The sequence below is a fragment of the Vibrio pelagius genome, from assembly GCF_024347575.1.
GTDB classification, from domain to species: domain Bacteria; phylum Pseudomonadota; class Gammaproteobacteria; order Enterobacterales; family Vibrionaceae; genus Vibrio; species Vibrio pelagius.
Genome location: NZ_AP025503.1, coordinates 92,774 through 112,888, shown reverse-complemented (window position 1 = coordinate 112,888; position 20,115 = coordinate 92,774). Strand labels below are relative to the sequence as shown.

The window sequence follows — 20,115 nt, the reverse complement described above, 5'->3', positions numbered from 1 at the left end:
ACGAAGAAATGGAAGGTGCGCTAGGAATGAAAAGAGTCATCATGATGGTTGGGATTGTATTGTCTGTCCTCGTCGCAGCTGTTGCAACACTGCTGCTTGGCTTGCAGACCCAATACCGCACTGACATTGCCAATTTCATGCTCAAGCACTCAATCGCTCACCCAATCACAGTCGAAGATGTCGAGTATCAAGCTCCCTACAAACTGACTCTACAAGGCGTTACTGCTGGATCAATCAACGATGAGTCTGAACCTCTCTACTTCGACAAGTTACAGCTTTGGTTTAACCCCAATAGTTTGTTCACCGCGCAGCTAGAACTCGACTCACTGCTTATCAGCGGTGTTCAATGGCGATCTGAAGAGTTGGACTTACTAAAGACGCAGCTCACTCAGCCACAAGTGAAGCTTCATCAACTCGCCATCAACAATCTCGACTTTTCCACACCAGAGTTCAGTGCTCGCGACCTTGATATTCAAATCTCGAACCCAGATTGGACAGACTCACAGCCGTTGTTGCCCAACGGAAAAATTCAGCTCAAGGCAGGACAGATCTTTTGGCAAGGTGAGGCCCTAGACAACTTCCTTATCGACCTCGACTTAAAAACAGATGACAGCACGCTCTATGGCGCGTCGTTCGACTGGCGCGGCGCTAAGATCTCAGGGCAAGCCGAGCAGTACCCAAGCGGCTGGTCGCTGGTCAATGTCACTATTGATGGTCTGCACCTTAATCAAAAGCAAACTCAGGAATTACTAATATCTGACTGGCGTATCCCAAACTTCAACATTAGCCATATTAATAGCCTAGATGTACTGAAAAGTGACATCACTTGGCAAGATGTTCACCTCGCAGCTTTCAGTGCATCATTTGAAAACATCCATCTGCCTTTCAAGATATGGCAGCAACAGCAGGGCTACTTCTCACTGCAGGCTGAGAGTCTTTCTCTGCAAGACGAGCAGTGGATTGAGCCCAATCTAAAACTGACCCTACAGCAAGATCACATCGAGATTAATGACTTTTACAGTCAATGGCAGCAAGGCAGTATCCAACTCAATGGTCAAATAGGCCCTCGCTCTATCAAGCTCCAAGAGCTGGATGTTCGCGGTGTAAAATGGGTAACTGAGTCAGAGGAAGAGAAGGAGCTGCTTGAAGTATTGCAACCTTGGCTACAAGAGATCGACTCACTCTCGCTCTCGCGGCTCAATGTCGAGAGAAGCCAACGTATTCAGTTGGCTAACCAGCCATATTGGCAAGTCTCTGGATTACATATAGAGGGTCAAGAGCTGACCTTGATAGAACAAGGCGAATGGGGACTGTGGGAAGGCGAGTTAAGCGCCAGTGCCAATGACGCGAGCTATCAGAGCATTTTATCTGCTCAGCCAGTGGTTGAAATGAGCAGTCACCAAGGACTGTGGCAGCTTAAACGACTTTTTGCGCCGCTCAAGCAAGGCTATATTGAGGCTCAAGCCACGCTCGACTTCAACCAGGTCAGCCAGCCATGGCAAGTAACCATCAGTGCCGATGGTGTTCCGTTGTCGCCGTTTATCCCTTACTTGGCATTACCCTTTGATGCCTCAGGCATTGGTGAATTTGAGCTACGTGCCTCTGGCTTGGCCGGCGATGATCTAATGCTCAGACATTCAGCTACAGCGAGCCTTGAGGGCAGTATTCGCAATGGCGTGATTAACTTTGCCTCTAACACCCCTCAGACGACTGAGCTCCAAGCAAACCAAGCGTCACAATCCAAGATCGTGAACTTTGAGGTCTCAGATATCAAAGCCGACTTAAACCGCGGCCATCTGTCATTGCCACCATTGCACATTATTGGTGCATCGCAACAAGATGACCAGCCTCAGCCAGTCACACTGACAGGTGAACTTGGTGGCGAACTCGATCTTGTGACACCGCAATCGCACAGTTTGACGCTGAGTCTGTCGAGTGAATGTTACGAAGTTTCTGGGTTAGTCACTCAAGCGCAGCTCGTGTACAAAGAGAGCTGCCAATAAAAACGCCACTTAGAGAAGTGGCGTTGGTTAAGACATTAAACTCATTATTCCGAGACGTTTTGCGTGGAACTAAGAACCTTTTTATAGTCTGGGATCAGCATGTAGGTTCCCGTAAACTCAACCGCGGCCACATCGCCACTGTGAATCGTCACATGGATGATGATTCTCGCCTTACGCCCCGATGCGAGTCGATCTAAGTCGCCGCTGATTCCATCTAGAGAGGTTGATGCGACAGGGTTCTGCTCAACCGGATGACGATAGCGAATGTTGCTGTCAGCCAGCACGATATCCCCTGTCAGGCCGCGCTCTTTCATCAGCAACCACGTCATGCCCCACCCCGTCAGTGTCGCCAGAGTAAACGCCGAGCCCGCAAACATGGTGTTGTGAGGGTTGAGGTTTGGGTTAAGCTGAGCACTGCACTCAAACTGGTAACCTGTGTATTGGTTTATCTTGATGCCCATCTTGTCGCTGATAGGGATCTGATGTTCCCAACGCTGCTGCAGTTCATTACACCACTCCGGCTTACGCAGTACATCCGCCATAGGATCAAGATGTTTTACCATCTGTTGGTGACGCACCGGACCGCGCTGATCATTAATCTCACCACGACGCTCAAAGCTGTTCTTCTCATAGAATGAGATTGCATCTTCACGAGCATTACACACTAAGCGCTTAGCCCCTTCTTGACGAGCCAGTGACTCTAGCGCAACTAAGATAAGAGAACCCATGCCCTTGCTACGGCGCGAGTTCTTTACCGCCATATAGCGGATCTGACCTTCGAGATCAGGGGTGATGTAGAGGCGTCCAATTGCCATAGGTCGACCACGTCCATCGACAATCATGCGATGGTGACTCATCCCGTCATATTCATCACGTTCCGAGCCAACTGGCATGCGCCAAGGCTCGCGCAGCATCTGCCAGCGAAAGTGATAATACTTGTTCAGTTGATTCTCCGTGGTCGGAGTAATAAGTTTAAACATGCTTATTCCTTTAAGCTTAAACCTGTAGCCAGAATGTCACAGGGCCATCATTGACCAGAGAAACTTTCATATCTGCTGCAAAGCGGCCACGCTCCGTTGGCAGTACAGTCGCGCATTGATCGGCGAAGTAATCGTAAAGACGTTCAGCATCGGCAGGGTGTGCACCGCGAGAAAAACCGGCACGAGTCCCTTTTTTGGTATCGGCTGGTAGCGTGAACTGAGATACCACCAAGACTTTGCCATCAACCTGCTTCACATTGAGGTTCATTTTATCGTCTTCATCACCGAAGACACGATAAGTCGTCACCCTTTCCATCAAACGTTTCGCTTTAGCTTCATCGTCGCCTTTCTCTACACCTAGCAGTACCAATAAGCCTTTATCGATTTCGCCAACGACCTCACCATCGACACGAACGGCAGCTTCACTTACTCTTTGAATCAGTGCTATCACTGTGATTTCCTTGTTCTGGAGCTTTTTGATTATCGGTAGAGTGTACCATTTCTTGCGTCTCACTCCACTGTTCGCGCTCGCCAAGTGCCGCCGTTACCTCAGCTCCCACCAGCACGATCAACCAACACAAGTAAACCCATACGAATAAGATCGGAATCGCAGCCAGTGCGCCGTAAATCAACTGATAAGAGGGAAACTGAGTGATGTAAGCCGCAAAGCCTTTTTTACTCAATTCAAACAAAAGTGCTGCCACCATCGATCCTGCAGCCGCGTGAGAAAAATTAATTTTCTTGTTTGGAACCAGTAAGTACAAGCCAAAAAAAGTAAAGAAGGAGAGAATTAATGGCAACTTACGAATCACAAAGTTATACAACCCAGAGACGGTTTCGTTTTGCAGCAGAGTAAGCGAAGTCACGTAGGATGTAGCCGCAATGCTTGCACCCACTAAGATTGGACCTAGAGTTAACACCATCCAATACATTGAGAATGAGTGAACCGGGCGACGCTTGGCTCTCACTCGCCAAATGTAGTTAAGGTTCTTATCGATGTTCGAGATCAGCATCATCGCGGCAATAAACAGGAATCCACTACCGACTGCCGTCATCTTGCCAGTATTCGCAACAAAATCCTGTAGAGCATTATGAACCGCATCACCAGAGGCTGGGACAAAGTTATTGATGATGAATTTCTGAATAACAAGCCCAACATCTTCAAACACAGAGAAAGAGGAGAGTATCGACAGCAATACTGCCAACATAGGCACGATCGATAGCAAGGTGATGTAAGCTAAATAGCCTGCATTCACATTGACTCGATCGTGTTTCATTCGCGCCATCAGGTAGTGTGAGAACGCGAGTCCGAGTTCGGTTGTCTTTTGAATCTTCAACTTGTAACTCCCATGTAACTCGTTCATAGTCCTAATAATGTTGATTAATTGTATATAGGAACCAAGGATGCCTTATTTACTCGTCTTAGTGCTATCTATTTTTACCCTAACGGGATGTCAGTCAGCGTATTACTCCGCAATGGAGCAAGTGGGCTACCACAAGCGTGACATTATGGTCGACCGTGTCGAAGATGCTAAAGAGTCACAACAAGATGCTCAAGAAGAGTTCACCAGTGCCCTAGAAGCACTGAGCAGCCTGACCAACTTCAACGGCGGTGACCTTGAAGATATGTACAATAAGATCAACGACAAATACCAAGACAGCGAAACAGCAGCACAGAATGTCAGTGACCGTATCGCTGCGATCGAAGATGTCTCCGATGCCCTATTCGCCGAGTGGCAAGACGAACTCGACCTCTACACCAGCGCTTCACTGCGCCGCTCAAGTGAGCAAAAGTTGCGAGAAACCAAGTCCTCTTATCAAACCATGCTCTCGGCAATGAAACATGCGGAGAAGAAGATGGACCCGGTGCTCAACACCCTACGCGACAATACGCTCTATCTTAAGCATAACCTAAATGCGAGCGCTGTCGGTTCACTGCAAGGTGAGTTCATGAGCCTAGAAAAGGACATCGCCTTTGCAATCAAACAGATGAATGAAGCGATTGAAGAGTCAGATAAGTTTCTTGCTCAGCTAAATCAGAAGTAAATAGAGTCACTCAATGCAACCTATCATCATAAGTGGCGGCCCAGGCGCAGGAAAAACAACCTTGGTCAACGCACTCGCCGAGCGCCGCTACGCTACCTTTGTAGAAGCTTCTCGCCAGTTAATTGAACAGCAGAGCCAATTAGAAGGTGGGATACTGCCTTGGGTCGACCTACCCGCTTTTGCTGCACTCTGCTTAGAAGTAATGAGTGAACAAAAGGTACAGGCCAGCCAGCACTCCATCGCTTTTCTTGACCGCGCCATCCCTGACATCTGTGGCTATCTATCTCAAGCACAACTAGAGATTGATGAGAAGTACCTAAAGGCGAGTCAGGGTTACCATCCTCAAGTGTTCTTGTGTCGCCCAGAAGCAAGTATTTACGTGCAGGATGAAGTGCGCCCTTACCCGTTTGAGGGGGCGTTAGAGATTCACAACAGCCTAGTCACACTCTATCAGCAACTCGGGTATGAAGTGATTGAGGTGCCATTTATGACAGTGGAAGAGCGAGTTCATTTTGTTGAAAGTCATCTAGGAATCAATAACTAGATTCCAGACATTTCGTTCCTCAATTCTGGAATGACAAACCCATGAGTTGAAATAGTATGCGCTCTTCGTATCTCGCATCCCGTTTACTCGAATCTAAACAGACCACCGTCATTCCCTACAGTTAGACACGAGCGTGATAGGGAATCTCTTATTCGCGGTAAAAGAAAGATTCCAGACACCTCGTTCCTCGGTTCTGGAATGACGACTCAATATACTGAAATGGTACGCGCTTTTCGTATCTAGTATCCCGTTTACTCGAACCTAAATAAACACCGTCATTCCCTACAGCGAGGCACGAGCATGATAGGGAATCTCTTATTTGCGGTAAAAGAAAGATTCCAGACACCTCGTTCCTCGGTTCTGGAATGACGACTCAATATACTGAAATGGTACGCGCTTTTCGTATCTCGTATCCGTTTACTCGAACCTAAATAAACACCGTCATTCCCTACAGCGAGGCACGAGCGTGGTAGGGAATCTCTTGTATGCCATAAGAAGATTCCAGACATCTCGCTCCTCGATTCTGGAATGACGACTCAATATACTGAAATGGTACGCGCTTTTCGTATCTAGTATCCCGTTTACTCGAACCTAAATAAACACCGTCATTCCCCACAGCGAGGCACGAGCATGATAGGGAATCTCTTATTCGCGGTAAAAGAAAGATTCCAGACACCTCGTTCCTCGGTTCTGGAATGACGACTCAATATACTGAAATGGTACGCGCTTTTCGTATCTAGTATCCCGTTTACTCGAACCTAAATAAACACCGTCATTCCCTACAGCGAGGCACGAGCGTGGTAGGGAATCTCTTGTATGCCATAAGAAGATTCCAGACATCTCGTTCCTCGATTCTGGAATGACGATTCAATGGGTAGATACCAAACACGCTCTTCGTATCCCGCATTCCGTTTACTCGAATCTAAACTAACTAAAAAACAAAAGCCCCGAGCAGCATCGCTACTCGGGGCTTTTTAAACTCAATCAGTTAAATCTGATTATTTCGCTGCACGTGAAGCACGCTTACGATCCGATTCCGTTAGGAACTTCTTACGGATACGGATGCTTTCAGGTGTTACTTCTACTAGCTCGTCGTCATCGATGAATTCTAGAGCTTGCTCAAGAGTCATGATGATTGGCGGAGTAAGAACCTGTGCGTCGTCCGTACCAGATGCACGAACGTTGGTTAGCTGCTTACCTTTCAGTACGTTAACTGTTAGGTCGTTGTCACGGCTGTGGATACCAACAACCATGCCTTCGTATACTTCAACACCGTGACCGATAAACATGCGACCACGCTCTTGTAGGTTGAATAGTGCGTTAGTTAGCGCTTTACCCATACCGTTAGAGATTAGAACACCGTTAACACGCTGGCCGATTTCGCCGCCTTTGTGTGGACCGTAGTGATCGAATGTATGGTAAAGAAGACCAGAACCTGAAGTTAGTGTCATGAATTCCGTTTGGAAACCGATTAGGCCACGAGATGGCATAACGAAGTCCATACGTACACGACCTTTACCGTCTGGAGACATGTCAGTCAGCTCACCTTTACGTAGGCCAATGTTCTCCATGATGCCGCCTTGGTGCTCTTCCATAACGTCGATAGTTACCGTTTCGAACGGTTCCATCAGTTGACCATCTTCTTCTTTGATAATTACTTCTGGACGAGATACTGCTAGCTCGAAGCCTTCACGACGCATGTTTTCGATCAGGATAGATAGGTGAAGTTCACCACGACCTGATACGCGGAATTTGTCTGGATCGTCTGTTTGTTCAACACGTAGTGCAACGTTGTGTACCAGTTCTTTCTCTAGACGCTCAAGGATGTTACGTGAAGTGACGAACTTACCTTCTTTACCCGCGAATGGAGACGTGTTTACTTGGAACGTCATTGTTACTGTTGGCTCATCTACAGACAATGCTGGAAGCGCTTCTACTGCGTTTTGTGCACAGATAGTGTCAGAGATTTTTAGCTCACCAAGACCAGTGATCGCAATGATGTCACCCGCGTTCGCTTGTTCAACTTCGTGACGCTCAAGACCTAGGTAGCCCATTACTGTGCCAACTTTGCCGTTACGAGTTTTGCCGTCTGCGCTTACGATAGTAACTTGTTGGTTTGGTTTAACAGAACCACGAGTTACACGAGCAACACCGATAACACCAACGTAAGAGCTGTAGTCTAGTTGAGAAACTTGCATCTGTAGTGGACCGTCTAGGTCAACTTGTGGTGCTGCTACTTCTTCAACGATAGTTTGGAATAGTGGTTCCATGTCTTCGCCAGTTTCGCCTTCTTCAAGAGAAGCCCAACCGTTAAGTGCTGAAGCGTAAACTACTTTGAAGTCTAGCTGTTCGTCAGAAGCACCTAGGTTGTCGAATAGGTCGAATACTTGATCCATAACCCAATCAGGACGTGCGCCTGGGCGGTCGATCTTGTTGATGACAACGATTGGCTTAAGACCGTGTGCGAATGCTTTTTGCGTTACGAAACGAGTTTGAGGCATTGGGCCATCTACTGCGTCAACGATCAGTAGCACAGAGTCAACCATAGACATGATACGCTCTACTTCACCACCGAAGTCCGCGTGTCCCGGAGTATCTACGATGTTGATGCGGTGATCGTTCCAGTCGATTGCTGTGTTCTTAGCAAGGATGGTAATGCCACGCTCTTTCTCGATGTCATTCGAGTCCATTACGCGCTCTTCAGTCTCACCACGAGATTCTAGTGTGCCTGATTGTTGTAGCAGTTTATCAACCAGCGTTGTTTTACCGTGGTCAACGTGCGCGATAATCGCGATATTTCTTAACTTATCAATCTGTGGAGTAGACATGGATTCTCGATTCACTCATAAAAGTAGCCGCACATCACCTCTACAATCAGGGTAAGTGCCACTAGCTTGATTAAAAAAACGGTCAATAATATACCAGATTCTAGCAAAAACCCCAGAAATATGTGATCTGAACCAAAGCCTTTTTCCACAGGCGCTTATTCCCAATAAATAACCGGCTATAAGGCGCCCTCAATTCGAAATAGCTCGACCTTTTGTATTATCTCGGTCAGGCCGGTGAAATCTCGTCGTAAAACGAAAAAGTGGATTGACAACCCATGCAAATCGTTGCTGAATGGTACTCGTTTGTGACTCATTATGGTGCACAACCAAACGGCTGCACCATAAATGTGCATCACATGATCATTTTGGTGCAAAGAAACGCACCAAGAAAAACACAAACAAACTAAATCATTGAAATTAATGGATTAATTTTTTTGGCACGCTTTTAGCTTTAGTTAAAACAGCATCGATTAATGCGCCGAAAGACATTAATCAATGCTAGTTTCGACCGAATCGAGCACAAACCAAATTAATAACACTGGAGGTTATCCAAGATGTCAGTAGAAAACGTACTATCGCTGATCCAAGAGAACGAAGTTAAATTTGTAGACCTACGCTTTACAGATACTAAAGGTAAAGAGCAACATATCTCTCTACCTGCTCACCAAGTTGACGCAGACTTCTTTGAAGAAGGTAAGATGTTTGACGGCTCTTCTGTAGCTGGTTGGAAAGGCATCAACGAATCTGACATGGTAATGATGCCAGACGCATCATCTGCTGTTCTTGACCCATTCACGGAAGATGCAACGCTAAACATCCGTTGTGACATTCTTGAGCCTGCAACAATGCAAGGCTACGACCGTGACCCACGCTCTATCGCAAAACGTTCTGAAGAGTACATGCGCTCTACAGGTATCGCAGACACTGTACTTGTTGGTCCTGAGCCAGAGTTCTTCCTATTTGACGACGTTAAATTCGCAACTGACATGTCTGGTTCTTTCTTCAAGATCGATGACATCGAAGCTGCATGGAACACGGGTTCTGACGTAGAAGGTGGTAACAAAGGTCACCGTCCAGGCGTTAAAGGTGGTTACTTCCCAGTAGCTCCAGTTGATTCATCTCAAGACATCCGTTCTGCAATGTGTCTAGTAATGGAAGAGATGGGTCTAGTTGTAGAAGCGCATCACCACGAAGTAGCAACTGCGGGTCAAAACGAAATCGCAACTCGCTTCAACACGCTAACAACGAAAGCGGACGAAACTCAAATCTACAAGTACGTTGTACACAACGTTGCTCACGCATTTGGTAAAACAGCGACATTCATGCCTAAGCCACTTGTAGGTGATAACGGTTCTGGTATGCACGTTCACCAATCTCTAGCAAAAGACGGTGTTAACCTATTTGCTGGTGATAAGTACGGCGGTCTATCTGAAATGGCGCTTTACTACATCGGTGGTATCATCAAGCACGCTCGCGCAATCAACGCGTTCTCTAACCCAGCGACGAACTCGTACAAGCGTCTTGTACCAGGCTTTGAAGCACCAGTTATGCTTGCTTACTCTGCACGTAACCGTTCTGCTTCTATCCGTATCCCAGTAGTACCAAGCCCTAAAGCGCGTCGTATCGAGCTACGTTTCGGTGACCCAGCAGCAAACCCATACCTATGCTACGCTTCAATGCTAATGGCTGGTCTTGACGGTATTAAGAACAAGATCCACCCAGGCGAAGCTATGGATAAAGATCTGTACGACCTACCAGCTGAAGAAGCAGCAGAAATCCCAACAGTAGCGTACTCACTAAAAGAAGCTCTAGAGTGTCTAGATGCTGACCGTGAGTTCCTAACAGCTGGTGGCGTATTCTCTGATGACTTCATCGACTCTTACATCGCCCTTAAGTCTCAAGATGTAGAGAAAGTGAACATGACAACTCACCCACTTGAGTTTGAACTGTACTACTCTGTTTAATCTCTGGTAGAGATAAGCACTCTTACTGCAACCCTGTAAGAATCGCTAACTAAATATTAGGCTCGCCTCGCAGGCGGGCCTTTTTTATATTCCTCCTCCCCCATTCACTTCGTACCATTCCCTATCGAACCAGCTTATTGCAACTGCCTACAACGTGTGCATTCACAGCATCAGAAAAGGGTCATAAACATGAAAGCGATATGGATATTCATTTGGGCAATACTCTCAGGTATGCTGAGTGCTCAAACTGTCTATACTTGGGAAGACGACAGTGGGGTACTGCACTTTAGTGATACACCAGACAACAACAAAGCCAAAGCATTAGACCTACCCGATGTTCAAGCGGTGGCGCCGGCCCCTAAGTTTGATAGCGTCTTGCCGGTTGACCCTAAACCTGTGGAGCCTTTACCCACTGCCACTTCTACTCAAGAAACACCTACTTCAGACAAACCAGATACTCCGCCTCCGCTCATGCTAACGCTAATTACTCCGCAACATGATCAGACCTTACGCAGCAACCGCGGTTTGATTGCGATTGAAATAGAACTCAGCCGAAAACTCGGTATTGGAGAACAGCTGCAGTTAATGTTAGATGGGCGCCGTTATGGTGCACCTCAAACCACATCAACATGGGCGTTAAAAAATATCGATCGTGGTGAACATACCATTGCTATTCAAGCACATAGAAGCGGCAAGCTTATTGCATCTACTACTCCAGTCACTGTGTTTTTACACCGTGCAACGATCAAGTAGGCCAATGTGCACAAAACAAGCCCAGTTTGTCTGTTTTTCACCAGATACTGACCACTTTAAGGCAACAGATAGGAATTATCTTTAGCTTCTGGTTGAGATGCGCCATACTTGAACTTATCAACGCACCAATTTGGTGCAAGGAAATAATCTCAGTTCAAGGATGCAACCGTGAATCGATCAGCGCAGAGCGACAGCATAGAGACACATCAATTATCTAACGCCATACTCGACAATATGGTGACGGCCACCTTGATGCTCGATGAGCAGCTCTATGTGCGTTATGCCAATCCAGCCGCCGAGCAACTGTTCTCACAGAGTGCTAAACGCATTGTTGATCACCCACTTAGTCAACTCATTCAACATGCGTCTCTCGATCTTGCGCTTCTGACACAACCACTGCAAAGCGGGCAAAGCATTACAGACAGTGACGTGACCTTCGTTGTTGATAACCGCCCTTTGATGCTGGAAGTCACAGTCAGCCCAATGACTTGGCAACGCGAAACCCTACTGCTGGTAGAGATGCGCAAGATAGACCAACAAAGACGCCTCAGCCAAGAGCTTAACCAGCATGCCCAGCAACAAGCAGCCAAGCTATTGGTGCGCGGTCTAGCTCATGAGATCAAGAACCCTCTCGGTGGACTGCGCGGTGCAGCCCAGCTTCTAGGTAAGATGCTGCCAGACCAATCACTGAACGAATACACCCAAATTATTATCGAGCAGGCCGACCGTTTAAGAGCTTTGGTTGACCGTCTACTTGGTCCACAAAAGCCGGGTAAGAAAAGTGAAGAGAATCTTCACCAGATTCTAGAAAAGGTACGCCAGCTGGTGGAGTTAGAGTCAGGTTCTTCATTGGCGATTGAGCGCGATTACGACCCGAGCCTACCCAATATTTTGATGGACTCAGCCCAAGTTGAGCAGGCGATGCTCAACATTGTGAGTAATGCGGCGCAGATTTTGAGCTCACAAGAGTCGGGCAAAATCACCATTCGCACCAGAACGGTGCATCAAGCGAACATTCATGGGCAACGACACAAACTCGCGGCACGCATTGAGATCTGCGACAACGGACCGGGCATCCCAGATGAACTCAAAGATACCCTCTTCTACCCTATGGTCAGTGGACGGGAGGGTGGCACTGGGCTTGGATTATCAATCTCGCAGAATTTGATTGACCAACATAACGGAAAAATTGATGTAGAGAGCTGGCCGGGGAACACCACCTTCACCATCTACTTACCAATTTAATAAATTTATCGGCATCACCAGAGAGCTGCTTGGGTGGTGTTGGCAACAAGATATAACAGCATAAAAACAACAATGATCATCACAATAGAATTGGCTGCAAAGGAATGGAACTATGAGTAAAGGATATGTATGGGTCGTCGATGACGATAGCTCTATCCGCTGGGTCGTCGAGAAGACGCTCTCTTCGGCGGACATTAAGTGTGAAACCTTCGCCGACGCGGAGAGCGTGCTCATGGCATTGGAACGCGAAACCCCCGATGTCCTAGTCTCGGATATCCGTATGCCAGGTATCGACGGTATCGAACTGCTTAATCAAGTTCAGCAGCGCTCACCGGATCTGCCTGTCATCATCATGACCGCGCACTCGGACCTCGACGCGGCCGTTAACGCTTACCAGAAAGGCGCTTTCGAATATCTTCCAAAGCCATTCGATATTGATGAGACTCTAACTCTAGTTGAGCGTGCGATTGCCCACAGCCATGAACAGAAACGTGAGCAAGCCAATGAAGTCGCCGATACCAACGCACCAGAAATCATTGGTGAAGCGCCAGCAATGCAAGAGGTTTTTCGCGCCATTGGTCGCCTCTCTCGCTCTTCAATCTCAGTGTTAATCAATGGTGAGTCTGGAACAGGTAAAGAGCTGGTTGCCCACGCCCTACACCGCCACAGCCCACGCGCGACGAAACCATTTATCGCCCTCAACATGGCCGCCATTCCAAAAGATCTGATTGAGTCAGAGCTGTTTGGTCATGAAAAAGGCGCATTTACTGGTGCCAATAGCGTGCGTCAAGGTCGTTTCGAACAGGCGAACGGTGGCACCCTATTTCTAGATGAGATCGGAGATATGCCACTCGACATTCAAACTCGCCTACTACGTGTACTTTCAGATGGGCAGTTCTACCGTGTTGGTGGTCACTCAGCTGTGAAGGTTGACGTTCGTATTGTCGCAGCAACGCACCAAAATTTAGAACGTTTAGTGCACGAAGGCGATTTCCGTGAAGACCTGTTTCACCGTCTCAACGTCATTCGTATCCATATCCCCGCACTACGCGAACGTAAGCAGGACATCGAAAAGCTCACACAACACTTTCTAAGCTCGGCAGCAGAAGAACTTGGCGTTGAGGTGAAAGCGCTTCACCCAGAGACTATCGCCAAACTCAATCAGCTCAACTGGCCGGGTAACGTTCGCCAACTCGAAAATATCTGTCGTTGGTTGACGGTCATGGCCAGTGGTAGCGAGATACTGCCATCTGACCTTCCTCCAGAATTGCTCGAAGAGAAATCCGTTACCACCAGCGATAACGGTGAGAGTTGGCAGAACCTTCTGGCAAACTGGGCAAAATGTGCGCTAGATTCAGGAGAAAAAGAGCTGCTCTCTTATGCGCTTCCAGAGTTTGAACGTATACTGCTTGAAGCGGCCTTGAACCATACTAATGGTCATAAGCAAGATGCCGCGAAAGTGCTTGGTTGGGGTCGAAATACTCTAACTAGGAAGCTAAAAGAGTTGTACTAGCTTAGATATGCTCAAAGTTGCATTTACTTTTTAATCAAAAAAGTATCGCCTGACTGGGGTGGAGTCGGTACAATTACAGTACAACATACAAAATTATAATCGTCGATGTCCATAAAAACCCAAATTACACTCAGAACCGCTGTGGTTTTGCCGTTCGTGATGATTTTTCTCGTCACCATAGGTGTAATGGTTTTTACTCAGAAAAACAGCTTCGAAGAGATGTTTCGTGATGTCAGTGCACGTCAATTAGCGTCACTGACAGAAAATGTCCACAAGAGTCTATCTGAATTTCTAGAGAAGCCGTTCCACGCAAATCTATCTCTAAGTCATAACATCGGGTACCACCAGCTCTATCAAGAGGAAGATCTGAATACGGTACAAGACTACATTCTTCGAAGCTTTGCAGAGCACTTCTCAACCATAGAACAGCTCGATGCTATTGGCTTTGGGTCAGAGCAGGGACACTATGTAGGTCTACGTAAAGAAGCCAACAATGGCTATTCATTAATGCTGCAAGATGACCGCACTCAAAATCAGCTGATCATCTATCGCGGCAGCGAGATAAGCAAAGATATTCGCTCTGTGATCTCAAATTACGACCCACGCGTTCGCCCTTGGTACACACCTGTTGCTCATCAAACCAAACCCGCATGGTCAACGATTTACACCAACGCTGACGAAAGGCAGGAGATCACCCTCTCCGCTCTCGCGCCAATCTATGACCAAGGCAAATTCAAAGCGGTCATTGTTAGTGACATTAAAATTGATACCTTCAACGCTTTCCTCAAACAACTCAAAGATAGAACTAACGCCTCCGTTTATATTATGGATCAGCAGCAACGTATGGTGGCTCATTCTGATGGCGGTAGTGTCGTATCCTGGGGCAATACCCGTCACTCTGAACGAGGGGAAAGGTTGCTCGCGACAGAGAGCCCCAACCCCATCATTCGAGAAAGCGCCTCTTATGTGGATCAATTCCATTTAACTGATGATCAGCAAGTGCACCGCTTTAGCTTCGATCTCGACAACGAACGCTTCTACAACCAGATCACCCCTTATTCGGATGAATACGGCATTACATGGTTCATTGGCATGTCTATTCCCAAAACAGACCTACTCGGTAAACTGCCAGAGAATCAGCGTAATAGCTTACTACTTGGGCTACTACTAAGCTTTACGGGGATTACTCTTGGTTTCTTAGCATTCAATCGTGTGACGCGACCGATCACCTCAACTGCCGATGCAGCAAAGCAGCTAGCAAAAGGCGATTGGGAAAGCACCATGCCACGACCAGGCCATATCTACGAAACCAGTATGTTGGTCGAAGCGTTCAATGAAATGACCGACAACCTCAAGTCTTCGTTTAACGCTCTGCAGACTCAACTTACCTATGACTCACTGACCAAGTTGTATAGCCGCGAAGGTCTAGTGGATGCTGCGAAAAAACTCAATATCGCCAACACAGGCACTCTATATCTGGTGGGTATTGACCGCTTCCGTGACATCAATGATAGTCTTGGTCACTACAACGGTGATCAGTTGCTGATTGTTGCCGCTGCTCGCCTGCGAGGTATTCTGCCAGAACATTACTTACTGGCTCGTACTGGCGGTGATGAATTTGCTATCTACGCACCCGATGTGGCTGACAAAGAAGAAGTCAGTCTATTAGCCAACCGACTGCTGCAGACTTTCTCTTCTCCCTTCTGTATGGAATCAGAAAATGTGGTCGTCAATATTTCGATTGGTATTGTGCAGCAATGCGAAGATTGCGATATGACCCTGTGGTTGCGTAACAGCAGTATCGCTTTGAGTAACGCAAAACAAGACAAAGCGCGCTTTAGTATATACAGCCCTGAAATGGCTAACGCCTCAAGGCATCGCACTAAAATGCTGGCTCGTATTAATAAAGCGATAGAGAAAAAACAGTTTGAACCCTTCTACCAGCCAATCATTGACCTAGAAACCGGCACAACCATTGGTGCCGAAGCGCTAGCTCGTTGGGTAACGGAGCAAGGTATCATCCCCCCGTTGGAGTTTATTCCATTGGCGGAAGAGACTGGGCTTATCAGTGATATCGGCCAGCAAATTTTGCATAAGTCATGTCGTGATACGGCAATCGCGATTGAAACGGGTATGTGGGCGCCTGAGTTTTCCATTCACGTTAACTTAGCCGTTGATCAGCTGAGCCAAGCTGGCTTTGTCGCGCAGGTTAAGAGCACCCTGCGTGATACTAGACTGCCAGCTCGCAATCTCACCTTAGAAATCACCGAGTCTCGTATCGTCGATAATGATCCAACGATCATTGAGAATATGTTAGCACTTAAGGCTCTGGGTATTTCGATTGCGATTGATGACTTTGGCACTGGCTACTCATCACTGGCCTACCTGCAAAAGCTGCCATTTGATTGCTTGAAGATCGACCGTAGCTTTGTTAGCAAGTTAGAGAAAGAACGCTTAGAAAGCTCTATCGTAGCTGCGATTGTGAACATTACACGCGGCTTTAAGGTTAACTTGGTGGCTGAAGGCGTGGAAACCCAACAACAGGCTGATTTACTTAAACAGTTAAAATGCCCGCAAGCTCAAGGCTTCCTTTATAGCCGTCCGGTGCCATTCGATGAATGGCCTCACCAACTGAGTTAGCCGCCAGATTGATCGTTATAGAATAAAAAATGCCAGCATCTCGATGCTGGCATTTTTGTTAGAAAAACAGATGTTGTGAAAACAGAGTTCGCTTAGATAACGCGAGAGAACTGCTGCTGACGCGCTTTGGCTCGCAGGTACTTATCGAAGCACATACAGATGTTACGAATCAGCAGTCGACCACGCAGGGTTACACGGATCTCTTTGTCATCCACTTCAACCAACTCATCGTTAATGAAGGTTTGCAGTAGCTCTAAATCTTCTTTGAAGTAGCGATTAAAGTTCACTGAGAATTCAGACTCAATCTGGGTCTTATCCAGTTTAAAGTTACAGATCAGCTGCTTAATCACTTCGCGACGCAATAGGTCGTCGTTATCCAGAGCCACACCCTTCCATAGAGCATGACGCAGTTCGTTCACTTGAGCGTAGTACTTCTTCAACTCTTTCTGGTTCTGAGCGTAAGCATCACCCACCATAGAGATTGCCGATACACCAAAGCCAATCAGGTCACACTCACCTTGTGTGGTGTAGCCTTGGAAATTACGGTGAAGAATGCCTTCACGCTGTGCTACCGCCAGTTCATCTTCAGGCAGAGCGAAGTGGTCCATACCGATAAACTGATAACCCGCACCTGTCAGCGTCGCGATGGTATCTTGCAGGATCGCCATCTTCTCTTCTGCTTTTGGTAGGTCTTCATCTTTAATCTTACGCTGAGCCGCAAACAGTTGAGGCATATGAGCGTAGTTAAACACCGATAGACGACCCGGCTTCATTTCCAGCACTTGCTTCAATGTTTCAGCAAATAGCGCCTGAGTCTGTTTTGGCAAACCGTAGATAAGATCCAGGTTGGTTGAGCGGAAACCCAGGTCTTTGGCACGCTGCACCATAGCAATGATGAACTCTTCATCTTGCTCACGGTTAACCAGTTTCTGTACTTCTTTGTTGAAGTCTTGAACACCGATGCTCAGACGGTTAAAGCCTTCGCTGCGCAGGTGATCAAGCATATCAAGCTCAATCTCACGCGGGTCAACTTCAATACTGATCTCAGCATCTTGAGTAAAGTTGAACTCATCACGCAAAATCATCATCAGGCGAGTGATTTGCGCTTTGCTCAGGAAGGTTGGTGTACCTCCACCAAAGTGCAGCTGCGTCACTTCACGCCCTTGCAGTAGTGCTGCGCGCTGGCGGATCTCATGCTCAATGACATCCAAGTACTCATCAGCCTTATGCGAGTGGCGAGTGATCACCTTATTACAACCACAGTAGTAACAAAGCTTGTGACAGAACGGGATATGTACGTAAAGAGAAAGCGGACGCTCAGGGTACTGAGTACACGCCATGTCATAATCAGAGACCGTGAAAGCTTCATGGAACTCCAACGCAGTTGGATAAGAGGTGTAACGTGGACCAGAATAGTTGTACTTGTCTAAGATGGCTTGATCCCAAACGATTTGCTGGCTCGTTACTGCTGGCTTGCTCGACATGATGGTATTTCCAATTAAGATCCGCGAATACTGACGTACTCTCAAATCATTTTACATACATTAAAATATAGACGGGTTATTTTGCCACACGATGTGTAAGGACGTTTGACAGCCCATCGCTTTTTGAGCACCAATGCTCAAAATTGATAGCTTGATCACTAACCGACTTAGGGGATGTAAGATAACACAAAGGTAAGAGGGCTTATTTGATGTGACACCACACCATACAAGCCCTTTTTATTAGATCATCTGAATGTTGATTTGGTTATTGAGCGGTTTTACTCTCTTCTGTAACTGTTTCAACTCTTCAATGATGGATTCGTTCAAGCGTGACTCGGCTTTTTGTCGAGTCAGGTTCTGCTTCATGCGCTCTCGTTTCGGAAGATTTTGTCGCTCTTCACCACGCGCCATGTCTTTCACCACATGATACAACTCAGAGGTTGCAGGGTATTCAGTGTCGAAATCAACACGTTCATCACCCTGAACAAAGTCCATGATGTTGTACACGCGAATACTGATCTCCGACAGATCGCACTGACCTTGAATGCCCGCAAGACATAGGGTGTTCACGTTGTCGAAGATGTTCGCGTTACGTTTCTCGATGGCTAGCGCTTTATGCTGCTTTTGCAACTCCGTCTGCTTCTTCACTTGAAGTAGAAGGTAACCTGCGTAACAGCCCAAGCCGAGAACGATAATTCCGCCAGCAATTGCTAATAAGGTTACATTCATAGATTCTTAGCCTTTAAAGTTATCGAGATCGATGTCTTCAAACTGCGACAGTAGGTCTTCATCTGAAGAGGCTTTCTTAGATACAGACTCAGGAAGGTCATCAAACACTTCTTCCTCTTCTGGTTCAAGTAGGCCTAGGCGATCCATTAGGAACTCAATACGATCCAGCTTTTCGTCTACTAGTTTCTGTAGACCTGCACCCAAGTTTTCGCCCGCTTCTAGACGGTCAAGCAAGGTGTTCAGTTGTGCATCGTTCTCAAGCATCTCTAGCTCTTGTTCAAACGACAACTTACGCTCTTGTTTGGTCGGCTTCTTAGCCGGTTCGATCACCAATGGAATCTTTTTCTTGCTGCCTAAACGTGGGTCGCGGTTTTGTGCAGCTTTACGCTGTTTCGCTTCGCCACCGTCTGAGTGACGACTACCTGATTTTAAACCTTTACGTTTCTTCAGGCGCTTACGCTCACGTCCCTCAACATCCGATTCGCTACGGTTGCGAGTTACGATAACTTCAGGAGCACCGTAAGCTCCTGGCTTTCTTGATTTTTTGCTACGGCTCATTACTGGGTCTTCCTCAGTAAAATTACATCATTTCCAACAAATTCGAGTTCGAGCTTATCCCGCTCAGCCAAAAACTGGAATGTTTGGCGGCTAAAAAAGACCACATGCGTCGGATCATTCTTATAGTGCCAACCAGCAAACGCGTCTACGTCAATTACTAGCTTGGTCATGAGACCAATCCAGCCCTCTGGCTTAACTAAATTCAACCATTGCTGCCACACCTTATCGGGTTCATAAAGATGTTCAATCACCTCGGTGGCAGTCATAAAGTCGTACGTCTTATCAAGAACGGCACGTTCTGGGTGATAGTAGATGTCGTACAACTCCACGGTGTGTCCAGCTTCTTCTAACATGATAGATAGCGTAGGGCCTGGGCCACAACCAAAATCTAACCCATGTGAGTTAGATGAAATTCTGTCTGTTAATGGGTCGGCAATGCGCGACAAGAATCTACGATATCCCGCATCACTGGGATCATTCTCATGCAGATCATAGTGTGCTTTCTCTTCGCTTGCTTCTAACCTTTGGTCAGGTTTTACAAATACCAACTCACATTGCTGACACTGCAGATACTCTCTGCGTTTGTCTTCAAAGTAGTGATGCACATCGTGATGATGGCATAAGGGACAAGTATACATAGCACATCCTTAAACAGGGATGCGAAACATACCAGAAAGTGCGTTTAGAGTGGAGAGATATTGGGTGTTTTTTCATCAAATCAATAAAAAAAGCGATAGGAAAACCTATCGCTCTCTAAATCTGCCTATATTGGCCAAAATTTGCGTACTCAACTTGATACACAAATCTCCATTTGTTATTGGTGCTTTC

General features: G+C 46.9%; 16 protein-coding genes. 8 read left to right on the top strand and 8 right to left on the bottom strand.

Translation table 11 applies throughout. From position 1 onward, the window contains the following. The first annotated feature begins 26 nt into the window (after positions 1-26). Complete coding sequence (locus tag vsple_RS00495) at positions 27-2,003, top strand: AsmA family protein (protein ID WP_261882356.1); 1,977 nt, start codon at positions 27-29, stop codon at positions 2,001-2,003. A 44-nt stretch (positions 2,004-2,047) separates the two neighbouring features. Here the strand turns inward: vsple_RS00495 and vsple_RS00490 are convergent, their stop codons facing one another. Genes vsple_RS00490 through vsple_RS00480 form a run of 3 tightly spaced genes read right to left on the bottom strand, consistent with a single transcriptional unit; the run spans position 2,048 to position 4,347 of the window. Continuing rightward, positions 2,048-2,983, bottom strand: coding sequence for a bifunctional GNAT family N-acetyltransferase/hotdog fold thioesterase (locus tag vsple_RS00490; RefSeq protein WP_032551099.1), 936 nt, complete (start codon positions 2,981-2,983; stop codon positions 2,048-2,050). Between the two features lie 16 nt (positions 2,984-2,999). Then, complete coding sequence (gene dtd, locus vsple_RS00485; protein ID WP_261882355.1) at positions 3,000-3,434, bottom strand: D-aminoacyl-tRNA deacylase; 435 nt, start codon at positions 3,432-3,434, stop codon at positions 3,000-3,002. Next, positions 3,406-4,347 (bottom strand): virulence factor BrkB family protein, encoded by a 942-nt coding sequence (locus vsple_RS00480; RefSeq protein ID WP_255231713.1) that lies wholly within the window; start codon positions 4,345-4,347, stop codon positions 3,406-3,408. The genes dtd and vsple_RS00480 overlap by 29 nt, the downstream gene beginning before the upstream one ends. Before the next feature lie 40 nt (positions 4,348-4,387). On the opposite strand from vsple_RS00480, the gene vsple_RS00475 reads away from it, so the two are divergent. Together vsple_RS00475 and vsple_RS00470 are read left to right on the top strand one after the other, a co-directional pair. Then, positions 4,388-5,029, top strand: a complete 642-nt coding sequence (locus vsple_RS00475; RefSeq protein ID WP_261882354.1) for a DUF2959 domain-containing protein — start codon at positions 4,388-4,390, stop codon at positions 5,027-5,029. 13 nt (positions 5,030-5,042) lie between these two features. Next, positions 5,043-5,573, top strand: a complete 531-nt coding sequence (locus vsple_RS00470; RefSeq protein WP_261882353.1) for an AAA family ATPase — start codon at positions 5,043-5,045, stop codon at positions 5,571-5,573. Between the two features lie 998 nt (positions 5,574-6,571). Here vsple_RS00470 and typA read toward each other — a convergent pair. Next, the gene (typA, locus tag vsple_RS00465) at positions 6,572-8,401 is read right to left on the bottom strand and encodes a translational GTPase TypA (RefSeq protein ID WP_032551091.1); all 1,830 of its coding nucleotides are present in this window, start codon (positions 8,399-8,401) and stop codon (positions 6,572-6,574) included. Between the two features lie 554 nt (positions 8,402-8,955). Here typA and glnA point away from each other — a divergent pair. The 5 genes from glnA (at position 8,956) to gepA (ending at position 16,516) form a co-directional block, all read left to right on the top strand. Beyond that, positions 8,956-10,365 carry a glutamate--ammonia ligase gene (gene glnA, locus vsple_RS00460; RefSeq protein ID WP_255231716.1) on the top strand — a complete coding sequence of 470 codons (1,410 nt, stop codon included), beginning with the start codon at positions 8,956-8,958 and terminating at the stop codon, positions 10,363-10,365. A 189-nt stretch (positions 10,366-10,554) separates the two neighbouring features. Beyond that, the gene (locus vsple_RS00455) at positions 10,555-11,118 is read left to right on the top strand and encodes a DUF4124 domain-containing protein (RefSeq protein ID WP_261882352.1); all 564 of its coding nucleotides are present in this window, start codon (positions 10,555-10,557) and stop codon (positions 11,116-11,118) included. A gap of 168 nt (positions 11,119-11,286) precedes the next feature. Continuing rightward, positions 11,287-12,363 (top strand): nitrogen regulation protein NR(II), encoded by a 1,077-nt coding sequence (glnL, locus tag vsple_RS00450; RefSeq protein ID WP_191907594.1) that lies wholly within the window; start codon positions 11,287-11,289, stop codon positions 12,361-12,363. 112 nt (positions 12,364-12,475) lie between these two features. Beyond that, positions 12,476-13,876: a nitrogen regulation protein NR(I) gene (glnG, locus tag vsple_RS00445; RefSeq protein ID WP_261882351.1), complete on the top strand. Its 1,401-nt coding sequence runs from the start codon at positions 12,476-12,478 to the stop codon at positions 13,874-13,876. 105 nt (positions 13,877-13,981) lie between these two features. After that, positions 13,982-16,516, top strand: coding sequence for a phosphodiesterase GepA (gene gepA / locus vsple_RS00440; RefSeq protein ID WP_261882350.1), 2,535 nt, complete (start codon positions 13,982-13,984; stop codon positions 16,514-16,516). A 92-nt stretch (positions 16,517-16,608) separates the two neighbouring features. Here gepA and hemN read toward each other — a convergent pair whose 3' ends face one another. From hemN to vsple_RS00420, 4 genes are all read right to left on the bottom strand, one after another. Then, positions 16,609-18,000: an oxygen-independent coproporphyrinogen III oxidase gene (gene hemN, locus vsple_RS00435; RefSeq protein WP_032551084.1), complete on the bottom strand. Its 1,392-nt coding sequence runs from the start codon at positions 17,998-18,000 to the stop codon at positions 16,609-16,611. Positions 18,001-18,240: 240 nt separating this feature from the next. Then, on the bottom strand, positions 18,241-18,729 hold the full coding sequence (locus tag vsple_RS00430) for a DUF2489 domain-containing protein (RefSeq protein WP_255231721.1): 489 nt from the start codon (positions 18,727-18,729) through the stop codon (positions 18,241-18,243). 6 nt (positions 18,730-18,735) lie between these two features. After that, the gene (yihI, locus tag vsple_RS00425; protein ID WP_261882349.1) at positions 18,736-19,287 is read right to left on the bottom strand and encodes a Der GTPase-activating protein YihI; all 552 of its coding nucleotides are present in this window, start codon (positions 19,285-19,287) and stop codon (positions 18,736-18,738) included. Continuing rightward, positions 19,287-19,925 carry a class I SAM-dependent methyltransferase gene (locus tag vsple_RS00420; RefSeq protein WP_261882348.1) on the bottom strand — a complete coding sequence of 213 codons (639 nt, stop codon included), beginning with the start codon at positions 19,923-19,925 and terminating at the stop codon, positions 19,287-19,289. Before vsple_RS00420 ends, yihI begins: the two co-directional genes overlap by 1 nt. Between the last annotated feature and the right edge of the window lie 190 nt (positions 19,926-20,115).

Bases quoted from the DNA above. Each gene is read 5' to 3' on its own strand.
- vsple_RS00495 (WP_261882356.1), top strand. From the start codon at position 27: ATGAAAAGAGTCATCATGATGGTTGGGATTGTATTGTCTGTCCTCGTC.
- vsple_RS00490 (WP_032551099.1), bottom strand. From the start codon at position 2,983: ATGTTTAAACTTATTACTCCGACCACGGAGAATCAACTGAACAAGTAT.
- vsple_RS00480 (WP_255231713.1), bottom strand. From the start codon at position 4,347: ATGAACGAGTTACATGGGAGTTACAAGTTGAAGATTCAAAAGACAACC.
- vsple_RS00475 (WP_261882354.1), top strand. From the start codon at position 4,388: ATGCCTTATTTACTCGTCTTAGTGCTATCTATTTTTACCCTAACGGGA.
- vsple_RS00470 (WP_261882353.1), top strand. From the start codon at position 5,043: ATGCAACCTATCATCATAAGTGGCGGCCCAGGCGCAGGAAAAACAACC.
- typA (WP_032551091.1), bottom strand. From the start codon at position 8,401: ATGTCTACTCCACAGATTGATAAGTTAAGAAATATCGCGATTATCGCG.
- glnA (WP_255231716.1), top strand. From the start codon at position 8,956: ATGTCAGTAGAAAACGTACTATCGCTGATCCAAGAGAACGAAGTTAAA.
- vsple_RS00455 (WP_261882352.1), top strand. From the start codon at position 10,555: ATGAAAGCGATATGGATATTCATTTGGGCAATACTCTCAGGTATGCTG.
- glnG (WP_261882351.1), top strand. From the start codon at position 12,476: ATGAGTAAAGGATATGTATGGGTCGTCGATGACGATAGCTCTATCCGC.
- gepA (WP_261882350.1), top strand. From the start codon at position 13,982: ATGTCCATAAAAACCCAAATTACACTCAGAACCGCTGTGGTTTTGCCG.
- hemN (WP_032551084.1), bottom strand. From the start codon at position 18,000: ATGTCGAGCAAGCCAGCAGTAACGAGCCAGCAAATCGTTTGGGATCAA.
- vsple_RS00430 (WP_255231721.1), bottom strand. From the start codon at position 18,729: ATGAATGTAACCTTATTAGCAATTGCTGGCGGAATTATCGTTCTCGGC.
- yihI (WP_261882349.1), bottom strand. From the start codon at position 19,287: ATGAGCCGTAGCAAAAAATCAAGAAAGCCAGGAGCTTACGGTGCTCCT.
- vsple_RS00420 (WP_261882348.1), bottom strand. From the start codon at position 19,925: ATGTATACTTGTCCCTTATGCCATCATCACGATGTGCATCACTACTTT.